Source organism: Arcobacter sp. LA11 (assembly GCF_001895145.1).
Taxonomy (GTDB): domain Bacteria; phylum Campylobacterota; class Campylobacteria; order Campylobacterales; family Arcobacteraceae; genus Halarcobacter.
The window spans coordinates 41936-62279 of sequence record NZ_BDIR01000002.1 but is presented as its reverse complement, the minus strand read 5'-3'; the positions used below and the strand labels follow the sequence as shown (position 1 = coordinate 62279).

Below are 20344 nucleotides of genomic sequence, written 5' to 3'. Positions count from 1 at the left end.
AACTATAATAATCTTTGTTCAAACTCTAATTTATTCTGATAAACAATTGCGTCCAATATAATTCCAGCAGAAAATAGAATAATACTAATAAGTCCTAATCCCGTTGCTAAAATGGCTAAAGGAACATGATATATATACTTATACAAGATCCAATCATTAAAAACAGGAATTGCACTCAATAAAGATAACAATGCAAACAATACAGATAATATCGAAAAGAATAATAAAGGTTTATAATATCTAAAGATCTGAAAAATTGTAAAAAGTACTTTTGCACCATCATTTATTGTATTTAATTTTGAAAAACTACCTTCAGGTCTATCTTTGTAATCTATTGAAACTTCTTTAATCTTAAATCTTTTATCCAATGCATGTAAAGTCATATTAGTCTCTAATTCAAAACCTTCAACAAGTATAGGATAATTTTTTACAAACTTCTTACTAAAAGCCCTATACCCACTCATAATATCAGATATGTTAGCATTAAATAATTTATTAACCAACTTTTTCACTAATTGATTTCCAAAAGTATGAAGAGGTCGCTTATTTTCTCTTGCATAATCTCCTCTACTAATTCTATCCCCAACAACCATATCAACATCTTCATTTATTATAGGTTCTATTAACTTGTAAATTTCAGAAGCAGGATATGTCATATCTGCGTCAGACATTATATAAATATCCGCTTCTATTTTCTGAAAAGCATACCTTATTGCATTACCTTTTCCTTGTCGAGCTTCAAATAAAAGTTTTCCTTTTATATCAAATTTTTTAAAAGTGTTCTGAACGATCTCAGAGGTTTTATCATTTGAATTATTATCAACTACTACAATATTTGCATTAGGTAATTCATTATAAAAACTCAATATTGTTTCTTTTATTGTTAGTTCTTCATTGTATGCAGGTAATATTATTGCAATACTATTCATTTATTTCTCTTTTTATTCTAAATATTATCCGGTTTTTATATATCATTTCGGGAATAATACCAAAGTTTCTTAATTTATCAAAATCTAAAGTTTGTTTTTTATTTCTTAAATAATGTATATAATAATCTGCATTAACATATTTAATTAAACTAAAAAGTTCTTTTTCATTAATACCTTTTGTTTTTTGCATTCTTATATAGATATCTTTCATTTTTTTATCTTTATCATCAAACCAACCAACACTACAACTTGGGATAAACTTTATTGTAGGATTATAATATAAAGCTTTATATAAATCAGCATGTAAATTATTTAACAAAATAGTTTTTTCATTAAAAATTATATTTTTGAAAAATTTTGCTTCTTCTGTATCTTTATTTAGTGATTTAGTATTAAATGCATATGAAAAAGCAAAAATACAATAAGGTATTGCTATTATATAAAATAATACTGCTTTCTTTGAATATGAAATATATTTTTTCATAAAAATTAAATACATTCTTATTCTATTTAAAAAACTTTTTTTATTTAAGTTAGCTATTATAGAAATAATATAGATAATAATAATAGGAAGAAATAGTACAAAATATCTTATTTGATTAATCCATAATATTGACGTAATTAATAGAAAAAGAGCAAGACTATTTTCTTTGAAATACTTATAATTTTTATATATTAAAAAATAACCAGCTATGAAAAATAGTGGTAATAAAATAAAATAATTCAAATGTCCAAATAAATCAAAAAGTGGTTTACCTTCTGAAACCTCAAGACCCATTCTAAGACTTTGATCAATTAAAATATTTTTAACAGTGAGTATATAACCTTCCATGTCATATAGCAAATGTATAATTAAAGAAAATAATGACCCTAAGAATACTCCAAAAAATAGTTTCCATTTTTTTTGTATTAAAACAACTAATCCAATCGAGCCTGTATAAATAAAAAATAAATAATAAAAAGGGCTATATATTAATGTCAATAAAAAAATAGGAACCAATCTATTTTTTAAAAGAAGTGATATCAAAACATATAATCCAGATAAAAGATCTGGTCTAACCATGATATACCTATTTGCACTTAAAAAAACCACTGAAAAAACAATTATATATATAAAAGTATCAAAATTATATTTAATCCCACGTCTAATAAAAATATCTACAATAATCAATAATATTAAAAACACTAGGAAATTTACAAAAATATGTATGTATTCATAATCTATAAAAAGCATTAGAAAAGAAAGTAATTCATGCCATAAAAACCAAGGGTCATAAGTTGTAAATAAAGAATAAGGAAATACTTCTCCCCAATTTTTCATTAAATCTATATTATTTGCAAAAGAAATATGTCTTAACCCATCATCAGGCATACTAATATCTAAAAAATAAGCAAAACTTAAAGCAGCTATTATATAAATTGAATAATGAATAAAAAGATTAAAAAAGATTTTATTTTTCATATGAAATATTAGCATTAAATATTTTAAATAACCTTATTAACTTATTTAAAATTTTTTAACTTATTAATAAATAACCTATTAGAATAATATTATATAAAAAGTTATTATTTCTAAATTGACTATTATTTCGATGTTTATAGCATTTATCAAGCTAAAAATTATTGCCTTTTGTAATTAAATTGTAATTTTAGAAAATAAAATAATTAAAACTAAGCTAAATTTTAGAAAAATTAAATTAATTTATGATACAATTAGTAAAACATAACAAAATCAGGAGACTTAAATGTTAGAATTTTTAAAAAGAAGACTTAAATCTGAGAAAGGTGCAATGGATAAAATCCTTGTAACTTTATTATTAGTTGTTGTAGGTGTTGCAGCAGTAGTTGGATTAAACGAATGGATGAGTACAAGTAAAAACTCTATGATTGATGCAGCGAACAACTCTATTACGAATATAACTGGGAGCTAACAGCTCTAGTACAAATAAAACTAGGTAAATTTACCTTTAATAAATTAAAGAGTATGTGTTTAATTTAAATACATACTTCTTTATTTAAGTGATTTTAAAAGGAATTAATTTGTTTAACAGAATATTTGCTAAGTTAAAATCAGAAAAAGGTGCAATGGATAGAATTCTTGTAACCTTACTTTTTGTAGTTATTGGCATAGCGGCTCTTGTTAGTGTTGAAATTTGGGTTAGCGACAATAAAAATACAATGATAGATAGAGCAAATGTTGGAATAAATAATATTGTAGATAATAGTTAATTTTAATGTTTTCTATATCATTTTATATTTTTTCTTTTATATTATCATATATAGATTGTACTAAATATAAGATTCCTAATATACTAATTGTTACTTTGTTATTATTTTTACTCTCATTTGGTTATCTAGATAGCCAACTAAACCTATATTCATTTATTATTTCCTTTCTAATTTTACTTTTTTTTGTTATAATATTACTGATCATGCCAAATATGATTTTAGGTGGTGGAGATATAAAGTATATAATGGTAGTTGCAATCTATTTAGAACCTATATTATTCCCTCTATTTCTACTAACTACAGGTATTGTTCAAATGTTTTTTTTAATATATTTTCAAAAATATAAAAAAAGACGTGTTGCACCAATGGCACCTGCAATCTTTTTAGCAGTCATTATAACAGAGATTTTATATAAAATGGAACTATACCCTTACTAAAAAGGATTATTAAATGAAAAAAGCAATAATAAATCAAATGTTTTTAGGATTTATACTTTTATCTGGTATTGTTACATTTATAGCTACAGTAAATGATGAGAGACAAACAAGAAATAAAGTTTATGAATTACAAGACTTAATAAATGAGGCTAATAAATCGCTAGCTCAAACTTATAGAAGATCAATAAATGAAGTCCAAGTTCCAAATGCAATGGATGCAATATGTGCAGCAGAAGCCTTAACTAACACTTTGATTGCATCCTCAAGTCTTGGTGCAGAATTAATTTCAGCAAATCAAATACAATACACATGGAGAGATTCAGGAACATATGATGTGAATGGGAACTTAACAAGCGGAAGTCTTGATCAATTTCCGGACAATGTCACAACAACTATTTCAAGTCATCAACAAAGTACATTTTGGTATAAACTTTTAGGAAGAGATAGCTTTACAATACCTTCAATGTCAAGGGCATTAGATTTTACAAACTTTGACTTTGATGTAACAGTATATTTTAGAGATGTAATAAATGCTGGTTTTTTTAATCTTGTAGGAACTTATGACTTTGATGATGATGGTTGTCCATCAAATCCTAAAATAATATTAGACAATAAAAATAATTTTGCAAAAGGCGATATTTTAGGAGAAATCAAAGCATCAGAAAGTGGGATTTTTTTTATATCTGATGGATATAGAAGGTTTGGAAATTATAATAGTTCAGGTTCAGGTTCAAATTCTGGAATTTCGTTAGATACTCAACTAGAATTCGAACATGATTGTCCAACCGATCCAAATACAAAACCTGTTGTAAAAGTTACAACGGATACGGGTCAAGTAGAAAGAAATACAGATGGTACAAATCCACAATATAATTACTTACCACAAAGAGCAAATATCTATTTTCAAGAAGAAAAATATAATTATGATGATTCATATGACCATATGAATGAAATAGCAGAAAGCCAATACGGTAAATTTATTGCTTATATTGAAGATACTGGACATTATACGACAGAAGCCCAAGCATATTATGATAGCTTATCTACTGCAGAACAAGGAGTAGTAGGGAGTGCTCATACATTTGAAGATTGGGTTGAGTATGCAAATGATAATGGTATAGACTATTCAAAAGACCCAAAAGATGATTTTGTTTATGTATCAGAAGATTTATCAACTATTAATGGAGACGAACCATGGAATAGTGATAGGGATTTTACAGATATGTCTTTAAATTTAAAAAAAATTTATGTACCTGAACCGATTGATATTTCTTTAATATCAGCAGATTCAGTTATTACAACCACATGTACCCCATAAATATAAGTTTTTGTATGGCATAATAAGCTAAATTATTAAAAAATAATAGTTTTAAAATAGGAAATAAAATGGATTATAAAAGTTATCAAGAATATGCAAATGTCCAAGGTGCTTTAGATATTAGAAAAGAAAATGTAATTGAAATTTTACAATTATTTGTACTTATTTCAAATATCCAAAAACTTACATTTATGAAATATGATTTTAAATATAATAATTTTGTCTATGGATTTACAATTGATGGATATGAAATAATTGAAGATGATATAAACTTTATAAATAATAAATATTCTATAGTACTTAAAGATGGAGATATCATCTTTGGTAAAATTACCTTCAATAGGAGAATTTGGTATAGACAAGTATTAAGAGAATTACTTAAAAAATCAAAAATTGCTCTAAGAAAAATTTTTGAAATTGAAAAAGATTTATTATCACAAAATACACCACTAAATGTATACATAATAACAGATAAAAATACTATAAAATTTGCAAATAAACTACAAACTAACTTAGATATACTACTTAATGCTGAAATAAGTGTAATTCATGATATTACAAAAATTAATGAACCTTTAAATTTAAAAAATTCTAAAAATATTATTATTTATACAGTTCAAAATAATGAATTAATCAAAGATGATGAAGAATTGCTTAAAACTTTCAATGAATTTATTATAGTAGTTGGACCAAATGATCACAATCTCTCTTTAACTTGTGGAAAATTAAATATTGAAAATTATGTTTCAATAGATGAATTTTCACCTGAACACATTAAGAATATAATACTTGATACAAAACATAAACTAATTAACAAAAATAAACTTGACAATAAAATAATTGCAGTTAGTGGTGTTTCTGGAGGAATTGGTGCCACTACAATTTCAATGAATACTGCAGATATAATTGCAAGAAAAAATCCTAGCAAAAATGTTTTATATGTTGACTTATCAACAACAAAAGCAATTAGTAACTTATTTCTATCACAAAATCCAGTACCAAACTATACAATTATAGACTTAGTTAATATGAGTGACTTTAATATACAAAAAAATCTTGAAGTTGGATTAGTTAAAATAAGAGAAAATTTCTATTCTATTAATGGTATTCAAAAACATATTGATAAAGATTTAGTAGAAAAAGATAATTTTATTGAAAAACTACTTGATTATTTACTAAAAGCGAGTGAAAACTTTAATTATATAATAATTGATACGGGAGAGGCTGATGCTTCAAGTATGAAAAGTACCATATATGATTTAGTAAATGAAATATGGATTTTAACAGAAATGACGCTTCCTCATGTATCAAAATTAAAAACTTTTTATTCTTTAATGAAAAGAGCAGGACTTAAAGATAAAGTAAGTTTTATTGTTAATAGAGTTAACTCATTAAATGAAATTTCTGCTTCAGATTTTGATTCAATAATGAATACAAGTTCAAAAGAAGAAAAGTTAATGTATCTAAAAATTCCCAATGATTATGCTACCTTAGGTAAATGTTGGAACTATTGTGAATTAGCTTCTGAAGTTTCAAAAGATTCGATTTTTGTAAAAACATTAGAGGAAATCTTATTAGAAAAAGAATATATAAGTAATATTGTAGAAAAGAAGAAAAATAAAAAAGCATTATTCTCTTTTTTAAATAAGGAAAAAAGTTGAGAAACTTAAGATTACTAATAGCAGATGAAGAACAAAAAAAAGAAATTAAAAAACAGTCTTTTTCTTATGAAGAAGAAGAAAACGAAGATATAAATGAAAGAATAAATAAAGAAAAAATTGAAAAAGTAAAAAAGAGGTCTAAAGAAACAGGTTTAATATTTCCTAAAATTTATCTCGATGAAAAACTACTTGAAATTGCTTATGAAATAAATGATACTTTTATGATAAATTTAAAATCTGATAAAAAAATCACTAGAGATTCATTAGAAGAAGTTTTACCTGAATTTATACTTGGATTTAAGCAAACTAATCATCTTCCTAAGGATATATTAGATGATATCAAAGAATTCATAATCAATAATGTAATTGGATATGGACCAATAACTGCGCTCTTTGATATTGCAAAAGATGGATTAAATGATGTTATTGTAAATACAAAAAACTATATTGATATTATTTACAAAGGGAAAACAGTACAAACTCCATTTACTTTTAGAAGTGAAGATGAATTACGTAAAGTTATTGATAAAATGCTTGCTGAAAATAATAGAAAAATTGATGAAGCACATCCTATTATGTCAAGTAAACTAAAAGATGGTTCAAGAGTTGAAGTACAAATTCCTCCTATTGCTGCAAATGAAGGAAGTTGTATAACAATAAGAAAATTTAATGATTTACCTTTATTACTTGAGTTTCTAATAGATTCAGGGCAAATGGATTTCAAAATGGCCTACTTTTTATTAAAAGTTGCAAAAGGTAAATGTAATATAATTGTTTCAGGTGGTACATCAAGTGGTAAGACTACCTTTTTAAATGCAATGACAAGATTTGTAGATGATAATGAACAACTTATGGTTATTGAAGATACAAAAGAAATGCAACCACAGATGCCTTGTCATTCAATAAGATCATATGAAGCAAGAATGGCAAATGAAGAAGGAAAAGGAGCTATCCCTTTAGATTTCTTATTACGTTCTGCATTAAGGTCATCTCCAAGAAGAATTATAGTTGGGGAGTGTAGAGGACAAGAAATTGTTGTAATGTTAAATGCAATGAATACTGGACATCCTGGTTCTATGACTACAGTACATGCTGATAATACAAAAGAAGCTCTTGTAAGAATTGAAAATATGTATTTAGAAGCACGTCCTAGTGCAAATATTAACTTTATTCGTGCACAAATTGTATCAGCAGTAGATATTATTATTCAACTAGTAAGGTTCCCAGATGGAACAAGAAAATTAATTACTATCTCTGAAGTTGAAAGAAGAATTGAAGACAACGCAGTTATCTCCTTAAATAATATATTTGAATTTAAAAGAGATACTAGCGATATGACTAAAACAAAAGGAAGTTTTGAAGTTATTTCCACGCCAAGTAGAACAATTTCTCAAATGAATATGTTTGGAGTAGATATTGATATATCAATTTTCAATAAAGAATTTGAAATGCCAAAATCAATGTTAATTGATGAATTAGAAAAAGATTTACCAGATAAAATGTGTGGTTGGAAAGATGAATTTATAGATGTATTTTTACACCAAGATCCTCAAGTTTTCCATAAATGGCCTCATTTCCAAAAAATAGAAAGAACCATATAAATGACTACAGAGATAATTGTATTAATTATTATAATTCCTATATTATCAGTATTACTAGGGATTATAAGTTATAATTTATATATTAATTTTAATAAACAAAATAGAATAATTAAACAATTATCTGTTGACCCAAATGAAATCCTCGCAGAAAAGAAAAAACAATCCATATTCAATAAAAAAGAGAGAAACTGGTTAGGCAAGAAATTAACTTATGCAGGTTTTGATTCTCCATATTCAGAAATAGTATTTATAATTATTTCAACTTTATTTGGATTTTTATCTGCAACATTTATTAATTTTGCAATTACAAATCCTTTAGTTTTTATAATTGGATGGATAATATTCTCATTTTTCCCACTTTTAGTTCTAAAAAAAATAATTGATAATAGACAAGAAGAGTTTAACTTTGGTCTAAAAATCATTATAGATAAAGTTACTAGTATGATGAAAAGTGGAGTAGGATTTGAACAAGCATTAAAAAAATCTGTATTAACTTCAAAATCTAAGTTTACTGAAGAAGTTTTTAATATCTATTTAATAGAAAAAGATATTATTGGAGAGGAAAAATCTTTTGAAAAAATGTTTAAACTAGTAGAATCAAAAGAACTTAGAATTTTTTACCTAACAATTTCTATTGGTAGACAATCAGGTGGAAAGTTTTCAAACACACTTGAAAAACTGAGAAAAACTCTTCACGATCAAGGAGAGATAAAACAAGAAATTACTGCATCAACCAGAGAAGTAAAAGTAGGTAGTTATATGATAATTGCTTTAGTAATCTTTATTTATGAGATGATGGATAGTTCAATGGAAGGTGTTCTTGATGAACACTTTTTTGGTACAAATGAAGGTCAAATTCAAATGTTTTTTATAGCAGTATGGGTTGGATTTGGTTTATTTGTAAATAATTTATTGACAAAGGTAAAATAGTATGAATATTATTATTTTTCTTCCTATTTTTTTAGCAATCATTTTTTTAATTGGATGGTTTTTTTATGACTCTAAAAGTATAAAAAAACAAATTGTACTTTTATCTAAGTTAGATAGTTTAGCTATTATTGAAAAACAAAATGAAATTAAAAATAAAGCTGATGATACTCAAGACTTACATTTTAAATTAATTCAAGCAGGATTGACAAAAAAAGAATACAATGAAGGTAAATTAGTATTTGCTATTATGGGACTAGTTATTGGTATTTCATTCCCAATATTTTTCTCTTTTACAGTTGGAGTAACAGGTATACTTATTGGTATCTTATTATTGATATTTGGGGGTAAACTTTATTTATATATTTCAAAATCTGAACGAGTAGAAAAAATAAATACTGATTTAGGAGTATTTCTTGACTTAATTAATGTAATACTTGAAGCAGGAGGAGGATTGAAGAATGCTTTCTTTACTGTTTCAGTAAGAGCAAATGGAATTTTAAATGAAGAACTATTAAAAGAAATTGCAATATTAGAATATGAAATGACAAACTACTCAACAAAAAAAGCTTATGAAAATCTTAAAAAAAGAGTTGATTCGGAAGACGTTGCAAAAATTGTAGATTTTTTAATATTAAGTGAAGAAGCAGGAATAGGAGTTAAAAATATTTTTGCTTCACAATCAGATGAAATGAGACAAGAAAAGTTTTATAAAATAAAAGGTAAAGTAAATACATTAAATATGTATTTAATGCTTATTATATTTATTTTTGTATTACCTGCGCTGGGAGCATTTATTATTTTTCCTATGATGGCAGGTAGCTTAGAATTTGGATTGTAAAAAACAAAAGGAAAGAAAATGAAATTTAATAAACAGATTGCAATTATACTGGTTTTATTATCAATGTTATTATCAGCAATTGCCGTATCTTATTACTTTTATGATAAAAACAAACAAGTATTAGCAAGTCAGAATCAACTTGTAACAATATATGTAGCAAAAGATAATATAAAAAAAGATACGCTAATTACAGACCAACATATTAAACAAACTTCTATTGCAAGACAGTATATATTAACAAAACCTCTTCTAAAAAAAGAAATACTTAATAAATATGCAAAAGAAACAATATATAAAAATGAAGCTTTCTTAAAAGAAAAGTTAAGTATTAAAATTGTAAAAGTTATTGAGAAAAAAACTATTGATTATAAATATAATAGTTACAATATGTCATATAAACTATTTAAAAACCCTAACTATTCCCTTGAACCCAATGATATAATAAAAATTATTTCTGTATATCCAGATAATTCAGGAGAAGAAACTAACCAATTTTCAGTGCAATATGTTGCAAAAAATATCCGTTTATTAGGTTTTCTTAATTCAGGAAGACTTACTGAGAAATCAATTATTAAGAAAAAAATAAAAAAAGTTGTAAAGAAAAAACAAGTGGAAGAAATAATTGAATTAAGATCTGAAGAAATTATTTTAGATATAAAAGAAGAAGTTTTAATATCTTTAATTAATGATTATAATAAAGGTAAACAACTTTGGATGGTTAAATCAAAATTTGAAGAAGAAAAAGAGGAATTAGAAGTAGAAGAAAAAGAAGAAGTAAAAGAAAAGAAAACACTCATTAAGAAAAAAATAGTAAAAAGAAAATATATACCAAGAACATACCCTATAAAATGGTATCAGCCAAAAACATCAGTTAGTACAAAAACTGCTACTATTTCATATTCAGATAATTCTGATTTAGTGCAAACTAAAAAAGCAAAAATTTCATCTAATTATAAAGAAGAATGTTCTAAAAAAGATAAACTTTTATTAGTTACCTCAAATAAAGTATATATAAGAAAACATCCATCAATTAGATCTAAAATTCATAAAAAAATTTATAAAAACTATATATTACCTTATACTAATATTTCAAAAATAAATACTTCATGGTATATGTTATGTGATGGAAGTTATATACGAAAAAGTGATGTGAAAGAAATCAATTATGACGAATATATAAAACTGAGAAAATAGAGAAAAACTATGATTAAACAAAAAACTCAAAATATGAAACCTGCATATATTGAACAAATTCTTATGTGGATGGTATTATTTATAGGGTTTGTATGGCTATTCTTTTTTGTAATTAATTATGCTACAGCAATTAGAATAAAAGATAATATGGATGCACTTAGTGAATATGCAGTAAGAGTAGTATCAGGTACTTTAACACAATCTACTATGCCAACTGCTCAATTAGTAACAGACTTAAATAGTATTAGAATTCCTGCAATAGATACTATTGCAATTGGTGATATTGTTTGTAATATTGCTACTGCAGCACCTCAAAATACTAATTATCAAGCAATTTTTATTGTACAAGGAACTTATAATAAAAATTTCTTATCAGGTCAAGGTGCCAATAATTTTATAAGTAGAAAAGTAGTTTACAATGAGAATAGTGCAGCACAAATTACATGTACTTTAAGTATAGATATAAATTAGGAGAAAAAATGAAAATTTTAAATATATTTACTTTAGGATTTATAATATCTTTAAATGCCATATTTGCAAATGATGAAATTTTAATTCAAAGTCAATTTGAAAATAAAACAATATTTATTGATGTAAATAGTTATAAAATTCTACAATTTAATAAAAGAATTAAAAATATTGAAATTACAAACAGTGAAAATATTACTGCAGAACTTATTGAAAATAAGGAGAATCCATTAACTAGATTAAAAATTTATGGTAAAAACTCTGCAAATGAAAGTGCCTTAATAAGATTTCAAGATAGTACAGTTATTACTGTTGGATTTAATATTGTACCACATTTAAAAAATATTATATCATTTGCAGAAAATGTATATCCTGATTTAGATGTAGAACAAATCAATGACACTATATTTCTAAAAGGTACTGTTCAAAATCAAAAAGATAAAGAAAAGATTTTAGAAATGTTTAAAAAATTTGATGTAGACCCAGAAACAAAGATTGTAGATATGCTTTCAACATCCAACCCTAAAATGGTAAGAATAAAATTATATGCAGTTGAAATAAATAATTCTGATGGATTAACAATTAAAAATAACTGGGTTGCCTCAAGTAAAAATTATACAGCCACTGAAAATAATTACAATGTTCCTTTAAATAGTCTATATGTTCCTACAACAGAATATGATATCTATGATCCACTTGGAACAGGAACAGTAATAGGAAAAGGATATGCTCCTATTGTAGATGCTTCTAATGAACAATATCAAAAAATAAATAACCAATACAATGAATTGGTTAGTAGTAAAGTTGATACTATCATGTCTGAAGCTCTTACATTAACAGGAGGATTAACAGGTGCTGCAAATTTTTTAGGTAAATACTTTAATGCTGCACTTACTTTACAATATTTATCAGAAGAAGGTATTGCTAATGTTCTAGATGAATCTACTCTTATTACTCTTGAAAACAAAGAAGCTCAATTTAGAGCAGGAGGAGAACTCTATGTAAGATTAACATCTGATGAAAAAGCTGAGTTACAAAAGATTGACTATGGTTTAGAATTAACACTTACAGCAAAAGAAGTAATGAATGATGAATTTGTACACTTAAATATTGTTACAAAATCGAGAGATTTAGATTGGGCAAATGCAGTAGATAATATACCTAGTATAATAAATAAATCTATAGAGACAACTGTAATTATAAAAGATAAAGCTACTGTAGTTCTTGGAGGATTAGTTAATAGTGAAAATTCTAAAGATATAGAAAAGCTGCCAATATTAGGGGATATACCAATTCTTGGTTTTCTATTTAAAAGTAATATTTTTAAAGATGGTAAAAGTGAGTTAGTTTTTTTCATAACTCCTGAAATTGTTAAAGCTTCCACGAATGATCAAATTACAAAGTTTGAAAAAAATAAAAATAAAATGTTTAAAAAACATAAAGATAGTAAAAAGAAAAAATATTTAGATCTACTAAACCTAAATTTTTCGAGTGAAGATACCACATCAGATGAAAAGCTTGATAAAATAGAAAAAACAGTCACAGTTAAAAAAGAAAAACCTTCAACATCTAAAAATCTTTTTAAATCAAAAGAACCAAAAATGACTCCAGAACAAATTCACCAAAAAAGAGTAAATGAAATATTAGGATATTAATAGTAGTTTCAAACTACTATTAATTTTAGTTAATTTTATTAACTAATTGAGAAGGAAGAAGACCTAAATCTTCTTCTATTAATTTTGTATCTCCATGATTTATGAAATCATCTTTATATTCAAATGATCTAACATTTACACAGATTTTATCTTTATTTAAAAATTCAAGTATTGCACTTGCTACTCCACCTTCAAATTGTGAATCAGAGAAAACATACCAATCATTATATTTTTTAGATAGTTCTTTTAATTTTTCTTTATCAAGTGGTTTTACAAATCTTAAGTCTAAAACTGCAATATCTTCTTTATGAAGTTTTTCTGTTTCAATTGCTCTTGAAACTCCTGCCCCATAACCTATCAATAGTTTTTTAGAAGTCCCCTCTTTTAAAAGTTCTGCACATCCAAGCACAAATTTACTAGCTTTATAATCAATATCAACAAAAGCTCCTCTTGGATACCTTATTGCACATGGACTTTTTGCTTCATAACCAAATTCTAAGGCATAACTTAAAGTTTCATTGTCTCTTGGTGCACATAAAATCATATTTGGAATAAATCTTAAATAAGAGATATCAAAAGCACCTTGGTGTGTCTCTCCATCATTCCCAACAATTCCTGCTCTATCTATTGCAAAAACAACAGGAAGATCCATTAGACATACATCATGTATTATTTGGTCAAAACCTCTTTGTAAAAATGTAGAATAAATAGTAATAAAAGGCTTAAATCCCTCTTTTGCCATTGCAGCCATAGATGTTACTGCATGTTGCTCTGCAATTGCTACATCCCAAAATCTATCAGGGAATTCACTCATAAGTTTATCAATACCTGTTCCACTTGGCATTGCAGCAGTTACACCTACTACATTTTCATATTTTTTTGCTAAATCTAATAATCCATCAGCAAATACTGCTGTTGCAGATTTAACACTTGATTTTTTTACAAATTTTCCATCATCAACATTAAATGGACCTACTCCATGCCAATGTTCATGTTGACCCTCAGCAATAGAATAACCTTTTCCTTTAACTGTATGAGCGTGCACAATTACAGGTTTGCCCATTCCTTTTGCAAGTTCTAAAGTCTCTATAACTTCTTCTAAATTATGTCCATCAATTGGTCCGATATAATCAACACCCATTTCTTCAAATAAAATACCTGGAGTAATAAGTTTCATACTCTCTTCCATTTTTTTTGCAATATATGTTGCTCCATCAGGAAGTTTTTGCACAATATTTCTATCTACTCTATCTCTAAAGTTTTGATAAAATTTACCTGCAAGTATTTTTGAAAGATATTTAGAAATTGCTCCAATTGGTTTTGCTATTGACATTTCATTGTCATTTAAGATTATTACAACTGGAAGTTTTAAATCACCTAATTCATTTAAACCTTCATAAACCATTCCAGCAGTCATAGAACCATCTCCTATCATAACAACAGGGATTCTATCCTCTTTTCTTAGTTTGATACTTTTAGCAGCTCCTACGGCTAGAGAAATAGATGTAGAGCTATGTCCTGCAACAAAATAATCAGCTTCGGATTCTTTTGGCTTAGTAAATCCACTTAATCCACCAAATTGTCTAATTGTTTCAAATTCATCCCATCTACCATTTATAAGCTTATGAGGATAACATTGATGTGATACATCATAAATAAAAGGATCTTTTTTTACATCAAATACTTTATGCATAGCAACGGTAAGTTCAACTGCACCAAGTGTTGATGAAAAATGTCCACCTTTTCGTGAAACAACATCAATAATTCTAGCCCTAATATCAGAACAGATTTGTTCTAACTCTTCTAGATTTTTGTTTTTTATTTCCATAGTATTTTATACTTTATTATAGATTTTCTACTTTTTCTAACTGTGCTAACACTTCGTCTAACATTTTAAATACTCTTGTATTTTGATTTTGAGTTCCAATTGTAACTCTAATAGCATTTACACCATATCCAGTTAAATCTCTTACAATTACACCTCTTTCTAAAAGGTTTTGTGCAACTTCTGATGAAATATATTTATTATCAAATTTAAGTGTGATAAAATTTGTATAACTTTCAATATATGAGAAGCCTTTAGATATTGCATATTCTTCATATCTTTTCATCTCTTCAAAGTTTTTTGCAATACACTTATTTACAAATTCTTCATCTTTTAATGCTTCAATACCAGCAGCTAAAGAAAGTGTCGTAATATTAAAAGGTGGTCTTAATTTATACATAGTTTTTATAATACTTGTTTGAGCAATACCATAACCTGTTCTCATACCACCAAGAGCATAAGCTTTTGAAAATGTTCCTAAATAAATTGTATTTGGGAAATGCTCAATTAAATCAGCAGGATTTATTGCTTTCTTTGAATCTTTAAAAGTTGCATACTCCTGATAAGCACCATCAACTACAACTAAAGTATCTTTATCAACTTTTCCTAAGAATTCATAAACTGCTTCTTTATCTAAACATTCACCCAAAGGATTATTTGGTAAACACAAGAAAATAACATCTGCACCATGTTCTTTGTACATAGATTCAAATTGTTCTAAATTATGTTCATCATCTTCAGTTTTTAAAATTTCGCAACCTGTTTGTCTTCCATAAATTTCGTACATTGCAAAGGTTGTTTTACTCATAAGCATTTTTGAATTTTCATCACATTTTGCTTTTATTACAAAATCAATAATCTGGTCACTTCCGGCACCAATAATTACGTTTTCACTCTGAACATCAAATTTATTTGCTAAGGCTTCTTTTAATTCATACATAGAATCATCAGGATAAACAAACATATTTTGTGCTAATTCTTGAATCTTTTTTGTAACTTTAGGTGAAGTTCCATATGGATTCTCATTTGATGCTAGTTTAATAATATCTTTTTCATCAACACCATATTCTCTTACAACTAATTCAATTGGTTTTCCAGCTTCATATATTTTACAATTATCTAATACTTTATTAAATTCCATACTCTCTCCTAAATATCTTCTACTTCTTTTACATATGATCCTAAAAACTTAATAGAATCAGCATGTTTGTTAAAAATTTCTTGTACATTTTCATCATCTTTATGACCATTAAAATCAATAAAGAAAATTGAAACACCTTCCACAATATGTGACTTAATTTTTGTTAAGTTAATACCTGCATTATCAAAATCTGTTAAAAACTCAACTAGTGCTCCTGGTGTATTTGGAAGCTTTACTAAAACTGATGTTTTATCATCTCCACTTTGTGCATTTTCAAAATCACTTACAATGAAAAATCTTGTTTTATTATTATCCTTATCTTCAATATTTTCAAATAAAATAGGAAGATTATGAATTTTCGCTCCAACATGGGAACAAATTGCAGCTGCCCCTGGTTCAGTTAAAGCCATCTTTGCAGCTTTTGTTGTTGATTCAACTGGAATATGCTCAACTTCATCAAGTCCAAAATTCTCTAAAAATCTATGACACTGTTCAAATGCAATATCTTTTGAATAGATTCTTTTTATATCATTTACACTATCACATGTTGTAGCAAGTGTATGATGAACATCTAAAATCACTTCTGCAATAATCTTTAAATCATAATTACTTAAACAAGAAATTGTATCACTTACAATACCATTTGAAGAATTTTCAATTGGAATAACTCCAAATTTAGCTTTTTTTGTACTTACTTCTCTAAAAACACCTTTTATTGAACCAATCGAAAGATATGAGCTCATAGCCCCAAATCTAGCTTCTGCTGCTTGATGAGTAAAACTTCCTTCAGGTCCTAAGTATGCAATATTTTCAGGTAATTCAAGATTTCTAGAAATTGCAAATATTTCTAAAAATAGCGCTTCTATTGCACTTCTATTTAATTTACCTTCATTTAAGTCCTCAAGTCTATCAATAATTGCTCTTTCTCTCTCAGGTCTATAAATAGCCCCTCCACTATGAGCTTTTACTACTCCTACTTGATGGACAATTTCCATTCTTTCATTTATTAATTTTAATAACTCATTATCAATAGAATCTAACTTATCTCTTAATGCTTTTAATCCAGCTTCATTCATATTTCACCTTTTTTTAAAAGTTCTAAAACTTCACTCATATCTTTACAAATATTTTTTGGGATTTCTTCTACAGACAAAGTATTTAAAACTTCTTCTTTAGCTCTTACTTTTCCACTTAAAACTAAACATGCACTCATGTCAAGTTTTAAAGCTCCTAATAAATCCCCAATCATATCATCACTAATTACAGTAATATCTTTAAAATCTAAACTAGTTAATTCTCTTGCTTTATCATAAAATGACAAGCTAGGTTTTCCAACAACTTTATACTCTTTATTAACTGCAAATTTAATCATATGCATAATAGCACCAACACCTGGATAACGTTTCCCATTTTTAGAATAAGTTGATGTTTCATGCATACCAATAAGCTCTTTAGCTTTTATTGCACATTCAATCATATTCGCATAATCTTCGTTGGAATAATCTTTTTTAATAGATACAACTAAAGTATCAAATTTTTCATAATCAATTTCATATCCAAAAGATTTTAACACTTCCAAAAATTTATTAGTTCCAAAGGCTGCAATTTTTTTACTTTTTAAGTTTTCTGTTAAAATTGAAAAAGGGTCAATATAGTTTTTTATCTTTAACCCTTTTATCTTTAAATCTTCTAAGAAAACATCACTTTTTTCTTTAGTATTATTTGTAATAACAACATATGGAATATTTTCATTATTTAAAAAATCAATAAATTCACAAGCACCATTTATAGGTTCTTTGTTTATATCATCAATTAATGTACCTTGTACATCTATAAAAAATCCTCTAGTCATTTTACTCATATATTATTTTAAAAACTCCTCTTCCAAAGCAATAATATCTTCAAAAGTTTCTCTTTTTCTAATTAATCTATCTTGTCCATTTTCAACTGCAATTTCTGCAACTCTACCTCTAGTATTATAGTTACTAGCCATTGTAAAACAATATGCCCCTGCACTATAAATTGCAACTAAATCATTATGTTCTGTTTTAGGTAAATCAATATTCTTAGCAAAGAAATCACCACTTTCACAAACTGGACCAACTAAATTACAATCACTATGTTCTTCATTATCATTAAATACTTCAATTTTATGATATGCATTATAAAGTGATGGTCTAATTAAATCATTCATAGCTCCGTCAACAATAACAAATCTTTTTTCACCATTTACTTTTTCATATAAAACTTTTGTTACAAAAACCCCAGAATTTCCAACCATAAACCTACCTGGTTCACATACGATTGTAATATCAAGGCCGAACATAGTTTCTAGAACTGATTGTGCATAATCATTTGTATCAATTAATTTTTCATCATCATAAACAATACCTAATCCACCACCAATATCCATAAAAGACAATTCAATATTTATAGCTTTTAAGTTTCTTACTAAATCTGCAACAATTTTTACTGATTCTTTAATTGGATCAAGTTGAGTTAACTGTGACCCAATATGTAAATGAATCCCTGTAGGTTCTAAACTGTCAGAATTTTTACATTGGATATACATTCTTTTTGCAGTATCTATATCTACTCCAAATTTATTTTCATGTAAGCCTGTTGAAATATAAGGATGTGTTTGAGGATCAATATTTGGATTAACTCTTATTGAAATTCTTGCAACTTTTCCTAATTCTTTTGCAATTATTTCAACTCTATTTAACTCAGCATCACTTTCAACATTTATCATTAAAATATCTAATTCAAGAGCTTGTTTAATTTCATCATCTATTTTTCCAACACCAGAAAATATAATCTTATAAGGTGCAATTCCAACCTTCAATGCTCTTTTTACTTCACCAATAGATACACAATCAGCCCCTGCTCCAAGACTTGCTAAATGCTTAATAACTGATAAATTTGAATTTGCTTTTACAGCATATGCAACTAAAGACTTTCTAGCTTTAAAAGCATCTTTTAATTCCGTATATTGAGATGTAATATGGTCAAAATCATACACATAATAAGGTGTCTGGTATTTTTCTGCTAATTCTTTAAAATTAATATTCATTATTTATAATTTTCCTATTTCTTAAAATCTTAATTTAAAACTCCAATAAATTTTAAACAAAAACTTTTTCAAATAGTTCAAGTAATTAGAAAGCTAAGGTTTTGAGTAAAGACCAAGGCGGAGAGTAAATTTTAGGGAGGAGCTTACAAAAAGTAAGTGAGTCTCTAAAATTTACTTGACAACGCAGGTATTTGCCAAAAGCTTAGACTTTATAATCTACTTATCAGTTCCGTTCCAAGCTATGTGTGGTCTACCATTTTCGTCGAACTTAACCGCTGGCATACCCATAATGTTATATCCACAATCTACATAATGAATTTCACCTGTAACTGCACTTGATAAATCAGAAAGTAAATACATACCAGAATTTCCAACTTCATCTGTAGATACATTTTTCTTTAATGGAGCGTGTGCTTCATTCCATTTAAGCATAAATCTAAAATCACCAATACCAGCTGCTGCTAATGTTTTAATAGGTCCTGCAGAAATAGCATTTACTCTACATCCATCTTTTCCTAAATCTTCAGCTAAATATTTTGTAGTCATCTCTAATGCAGCTTTTGCTACACCCATTAAGTTATAGTTTGGAATATACTTAGCTCCACCATAATATGAAAGTGTTAAGATTGAAGAGTTATCTGATAATAAAGGTTTTAATTCTCTTGCAATTTCAATTAATGAGTAAACAGATACATCCATAGCAATATCAAATGCCTCTTTAGAAATATCATAAAATCTTCCAGATAAGCCCTCTTTTGGAGCAAAGGCAATTGAATGAACAATAAAATCAATTTGACCTAAATCTTTTTCTAAAGACTCTTTAAGTGCTTTGATTTCATCTGGATTTGAAACATCACATGGATAAACTAAATCTTCACTTCCAAATTCAGCTGCAATTGGTTCAACTCTTTTTTTAAGAGAATCATTTAAGTATGTAAAAGCAATTTGTGCACCTTGCGCAGCACACTGTTTTGCAATACCATAAGCAATAGATTTATTATTTGCAACACCTAATATTACACCTTTTTTACCATTCATTATCATC

The 20344-nt window shown here is 26.6% G+C and carries 19 protein-coding genes; 11 read left to right on the top strand and 8 right to left on the bottom strand.

Annotated features, from left to right (window positions below):
- Positions 1-2: 2 nt before the first annotated feature.
- Together BT997_RS02295 and BT997_RS02290 are read right to left on the bottom strand one after the other, a co-directional pair.
- The gene (locus tag BT997_RS02295) at positions 3-929 is read right to left on the bottom strand and encodes a glycosyltransferase (RefSeq protein ID WP_072679785.1); all 927 of its coding nucleotides are present in this window, start codon (positions 927-929) and stop codon (positions 3-5) included.
- Entirely contained in the window at positions 922-2406 is a 1485-nt protein-coding gene (locus BT997_RS02290; protein WP_143145147.1) for a hypothetical protein, read from the bottom strand. The genes BT997_RS02295 and BT997_RS02290 overlap by 8 nt, the downstream gene beginning before the upstream one ends.
- Before the next feature lie 268 nt (positions 2407-2674).
- Here BT997_RS02290 and BT997_RS02285 point away from each other — a divergent pair, with 268 nt between their 5' ends.
- The 11 genes from BT997_RS02285 to BT997_RS02235 all read left to right on the top strand — a co-directional run bounded on the left by BT997_RS02285 (position 2675) and on the right by BT997_RS02235 (position 13260).
- Positions 2675-2860 carry a hypothetical protein gene (locus tag BT997_RS02285; RefSeq protein ID WP_072679783.1) on the top strand — a complete coding sequence of 62 codons (186 nt, stop codon included), beginning with the start codon at positions 2675-2677 and terminating at the stop codon, positions 2858-2860.
- Positions 2861-2969: 109 nt separating this feature from the next.
- Positions 2970-3158, top strand: coding sequence for a hypothetical protein (locus BT997_RS02280; protein WP_072679782.1), 189 nt, complete (start codon positions 2970-2972; stop codon positions 3156-3158).
- A 5-nt stretch (positions 3159-3163) separates the two neighbouring features.
- Complete coding sequence (locus BT997_RS02275; protein WP_072679781.1) at positions 3164-3595, top strand: prepilin peptidase; 432 nt, start codon at positions 3164-3166, stop codon at positions 3593-3595.
- A gap of 13 nt (positions 3596-3608) precedes the next feature.
- Positions 3609-4913 (top strand): hypothetical protein, encoded by a 1305-nt coding sequence (locus BT997_RS02270; protein ID WP_072679780.1) that lies wholly within the window; start codon positions 3609-3611, stop codon positions 4911-4913.
- Between the two features lie 68 nt (positions 4914-4981).
- Positions 4982-6574: an AAA family ATPase gene (locus BT997_RS02265; RefSeq protein WP_072679779.1), complete on the top strand. Its 1593-nt coding sequence runs from the start codon at positions 4982-4984 to the stop codon at positions 6572-6574.
- Positions 6571-8175 carry a CpaF family protein gene (locus BT997_RS02260; RefSeq protein WP_072679778.1) on the top strand — a complete coding sequence of 535 codons (1605 nt, stop codon included), beginning with the start codon at positions 6571-6573 and terminating at the stop codon, positions 8173-8175. The genes BT997_RS02265 and BT997_RS02260 overlap by 4 nt, the downstream gene beginning before the upstream one ends.
- Complete coding sequence (locus BT997_RS02255; protein ID WP_072679777.1) at positions 8176-9105, top strand: type II secretion system F family protein; 930 nt, start codon at positions 8176-8178, stop codon at positions 9103-9105.
- Position 9106: 1 nt separating this feature from the next.
- Entirely contained in the window at positions 9107-9943 is an 837-nt protein-coding gene (locus BT997_RS02250; RefSeq protein WP_072679776.1) for a type II secretion system F family protein, read from the top strand.
- 18 nt (positions 9944-9961) lie between these two features.
- Positions 9962-11137: a hypothetical protein gene (locus tag BT997_RS02245; RefSeq protein WP_072679775.1), complete on the top strand. Its 1176-nt coding sequence runs from the start codon at positions 9962-9964 to the stop codon at positions 11135-11137.
- Between the two features lie 9 nt (positions 11138-11146).
- Entirely contained in the window at positions 11147-11608 is a 462-nt protein-coding gene (locus BT997_RS02240) for a hypothetical protein (protein ID WP_072679774.1), read from the top strand.
- An 8-nt stretch (positions 11609-11616) separates the two neighbouring features.
- The gene (locus BT997_RS02235) at positions 11617-13260 is read left to right on the top strand and encodes a type II and III secretion system protein (protein WP_174247183.1); all 1644 of its coding nucleotides are present in this window, start codon (positions 11617-11619) and stop codon (positions 13258-13260) included.
- Between the two features lie 25 nt (positions 13261-13285).
- On the opposite strand, the gene dxs is transcribed toward BT997_RS02235, so the two are convergent.
- The 6 genes from dxs to fabI all read right to left on the bottom strand — a co-directional run bounded on the left by dxs (position 13286) and on the right by fabI (position 20343).
- Positions 13286-15088, bottom strand: coding sequence for a 1-deoxy-D-xylulose-5-phosphate synthase (gene dxs / locus BT997_RS02230; protein WP_072679772.1), 1803 nt, complete (start codon positions 15086-15088; stop codon positions 13286-13288).
- Positions 15089-15104: 16 nt separating this feature from the next.
- Positions 15105-16226, bottom strand: a complete 1122-nt coding sequence (hisC, locus tag BT997_RS02225; protein ID WP_072679771.1) for a histidinol-phosphate transaminase — start codon at positions 16224-16226, stop codon at positions 15105-15107.
- Between the two features lie 8 nt (positions 16227-16234).
- Positions 16235-17302, bottom strand: coding sequence for a chorismate mutase (gene pheA, locus BT997_RS02220; RefSeq protein ID WP_072679770.1), 1068 nt, complete (start codon positions 17300-17302; stop codon positions 16235-16237).
- Positions 17299-18078 carry an HAD-IIA family hydrolase gene (locus tag BT997_RS02215; protein WP_072679769.1) on the bottom strand — a complete coding sequence of 260 codons (780 nt, stop codon included), beginning with the start codon at positions 18076-18078 and terminating at the stop codon, positions 17299-17301. The genes pheA and BT997_RS02215 overlap by 4 nt, the downstream gene beginning before the upstream one ends.
- Positions 18079-18090: 12 nt before the next feature.
- Entirely contained in the window at positions 18091-19299 is a 1209-nt protein-coding gene (gene lysA / locus BT997_RS02210; RefSeq protein WP_072679768.1) for a diaminopimelate decarboxylase, read from the bottom strand.
- A 216-nt stretch (positions 19300-19515) separates the two neighbouring features.
- Entirely contained in the window at positions 19516-20343 is an 828-nt protein-coding gene (gene fabI, locus BT997_RS02205) for an enoyl-ACP reductase FabI (protein ID WP_072679767.1), read from the bottom strand.
- Between the last annotated feature and the right edge of the window lies 1 nt (position 20344).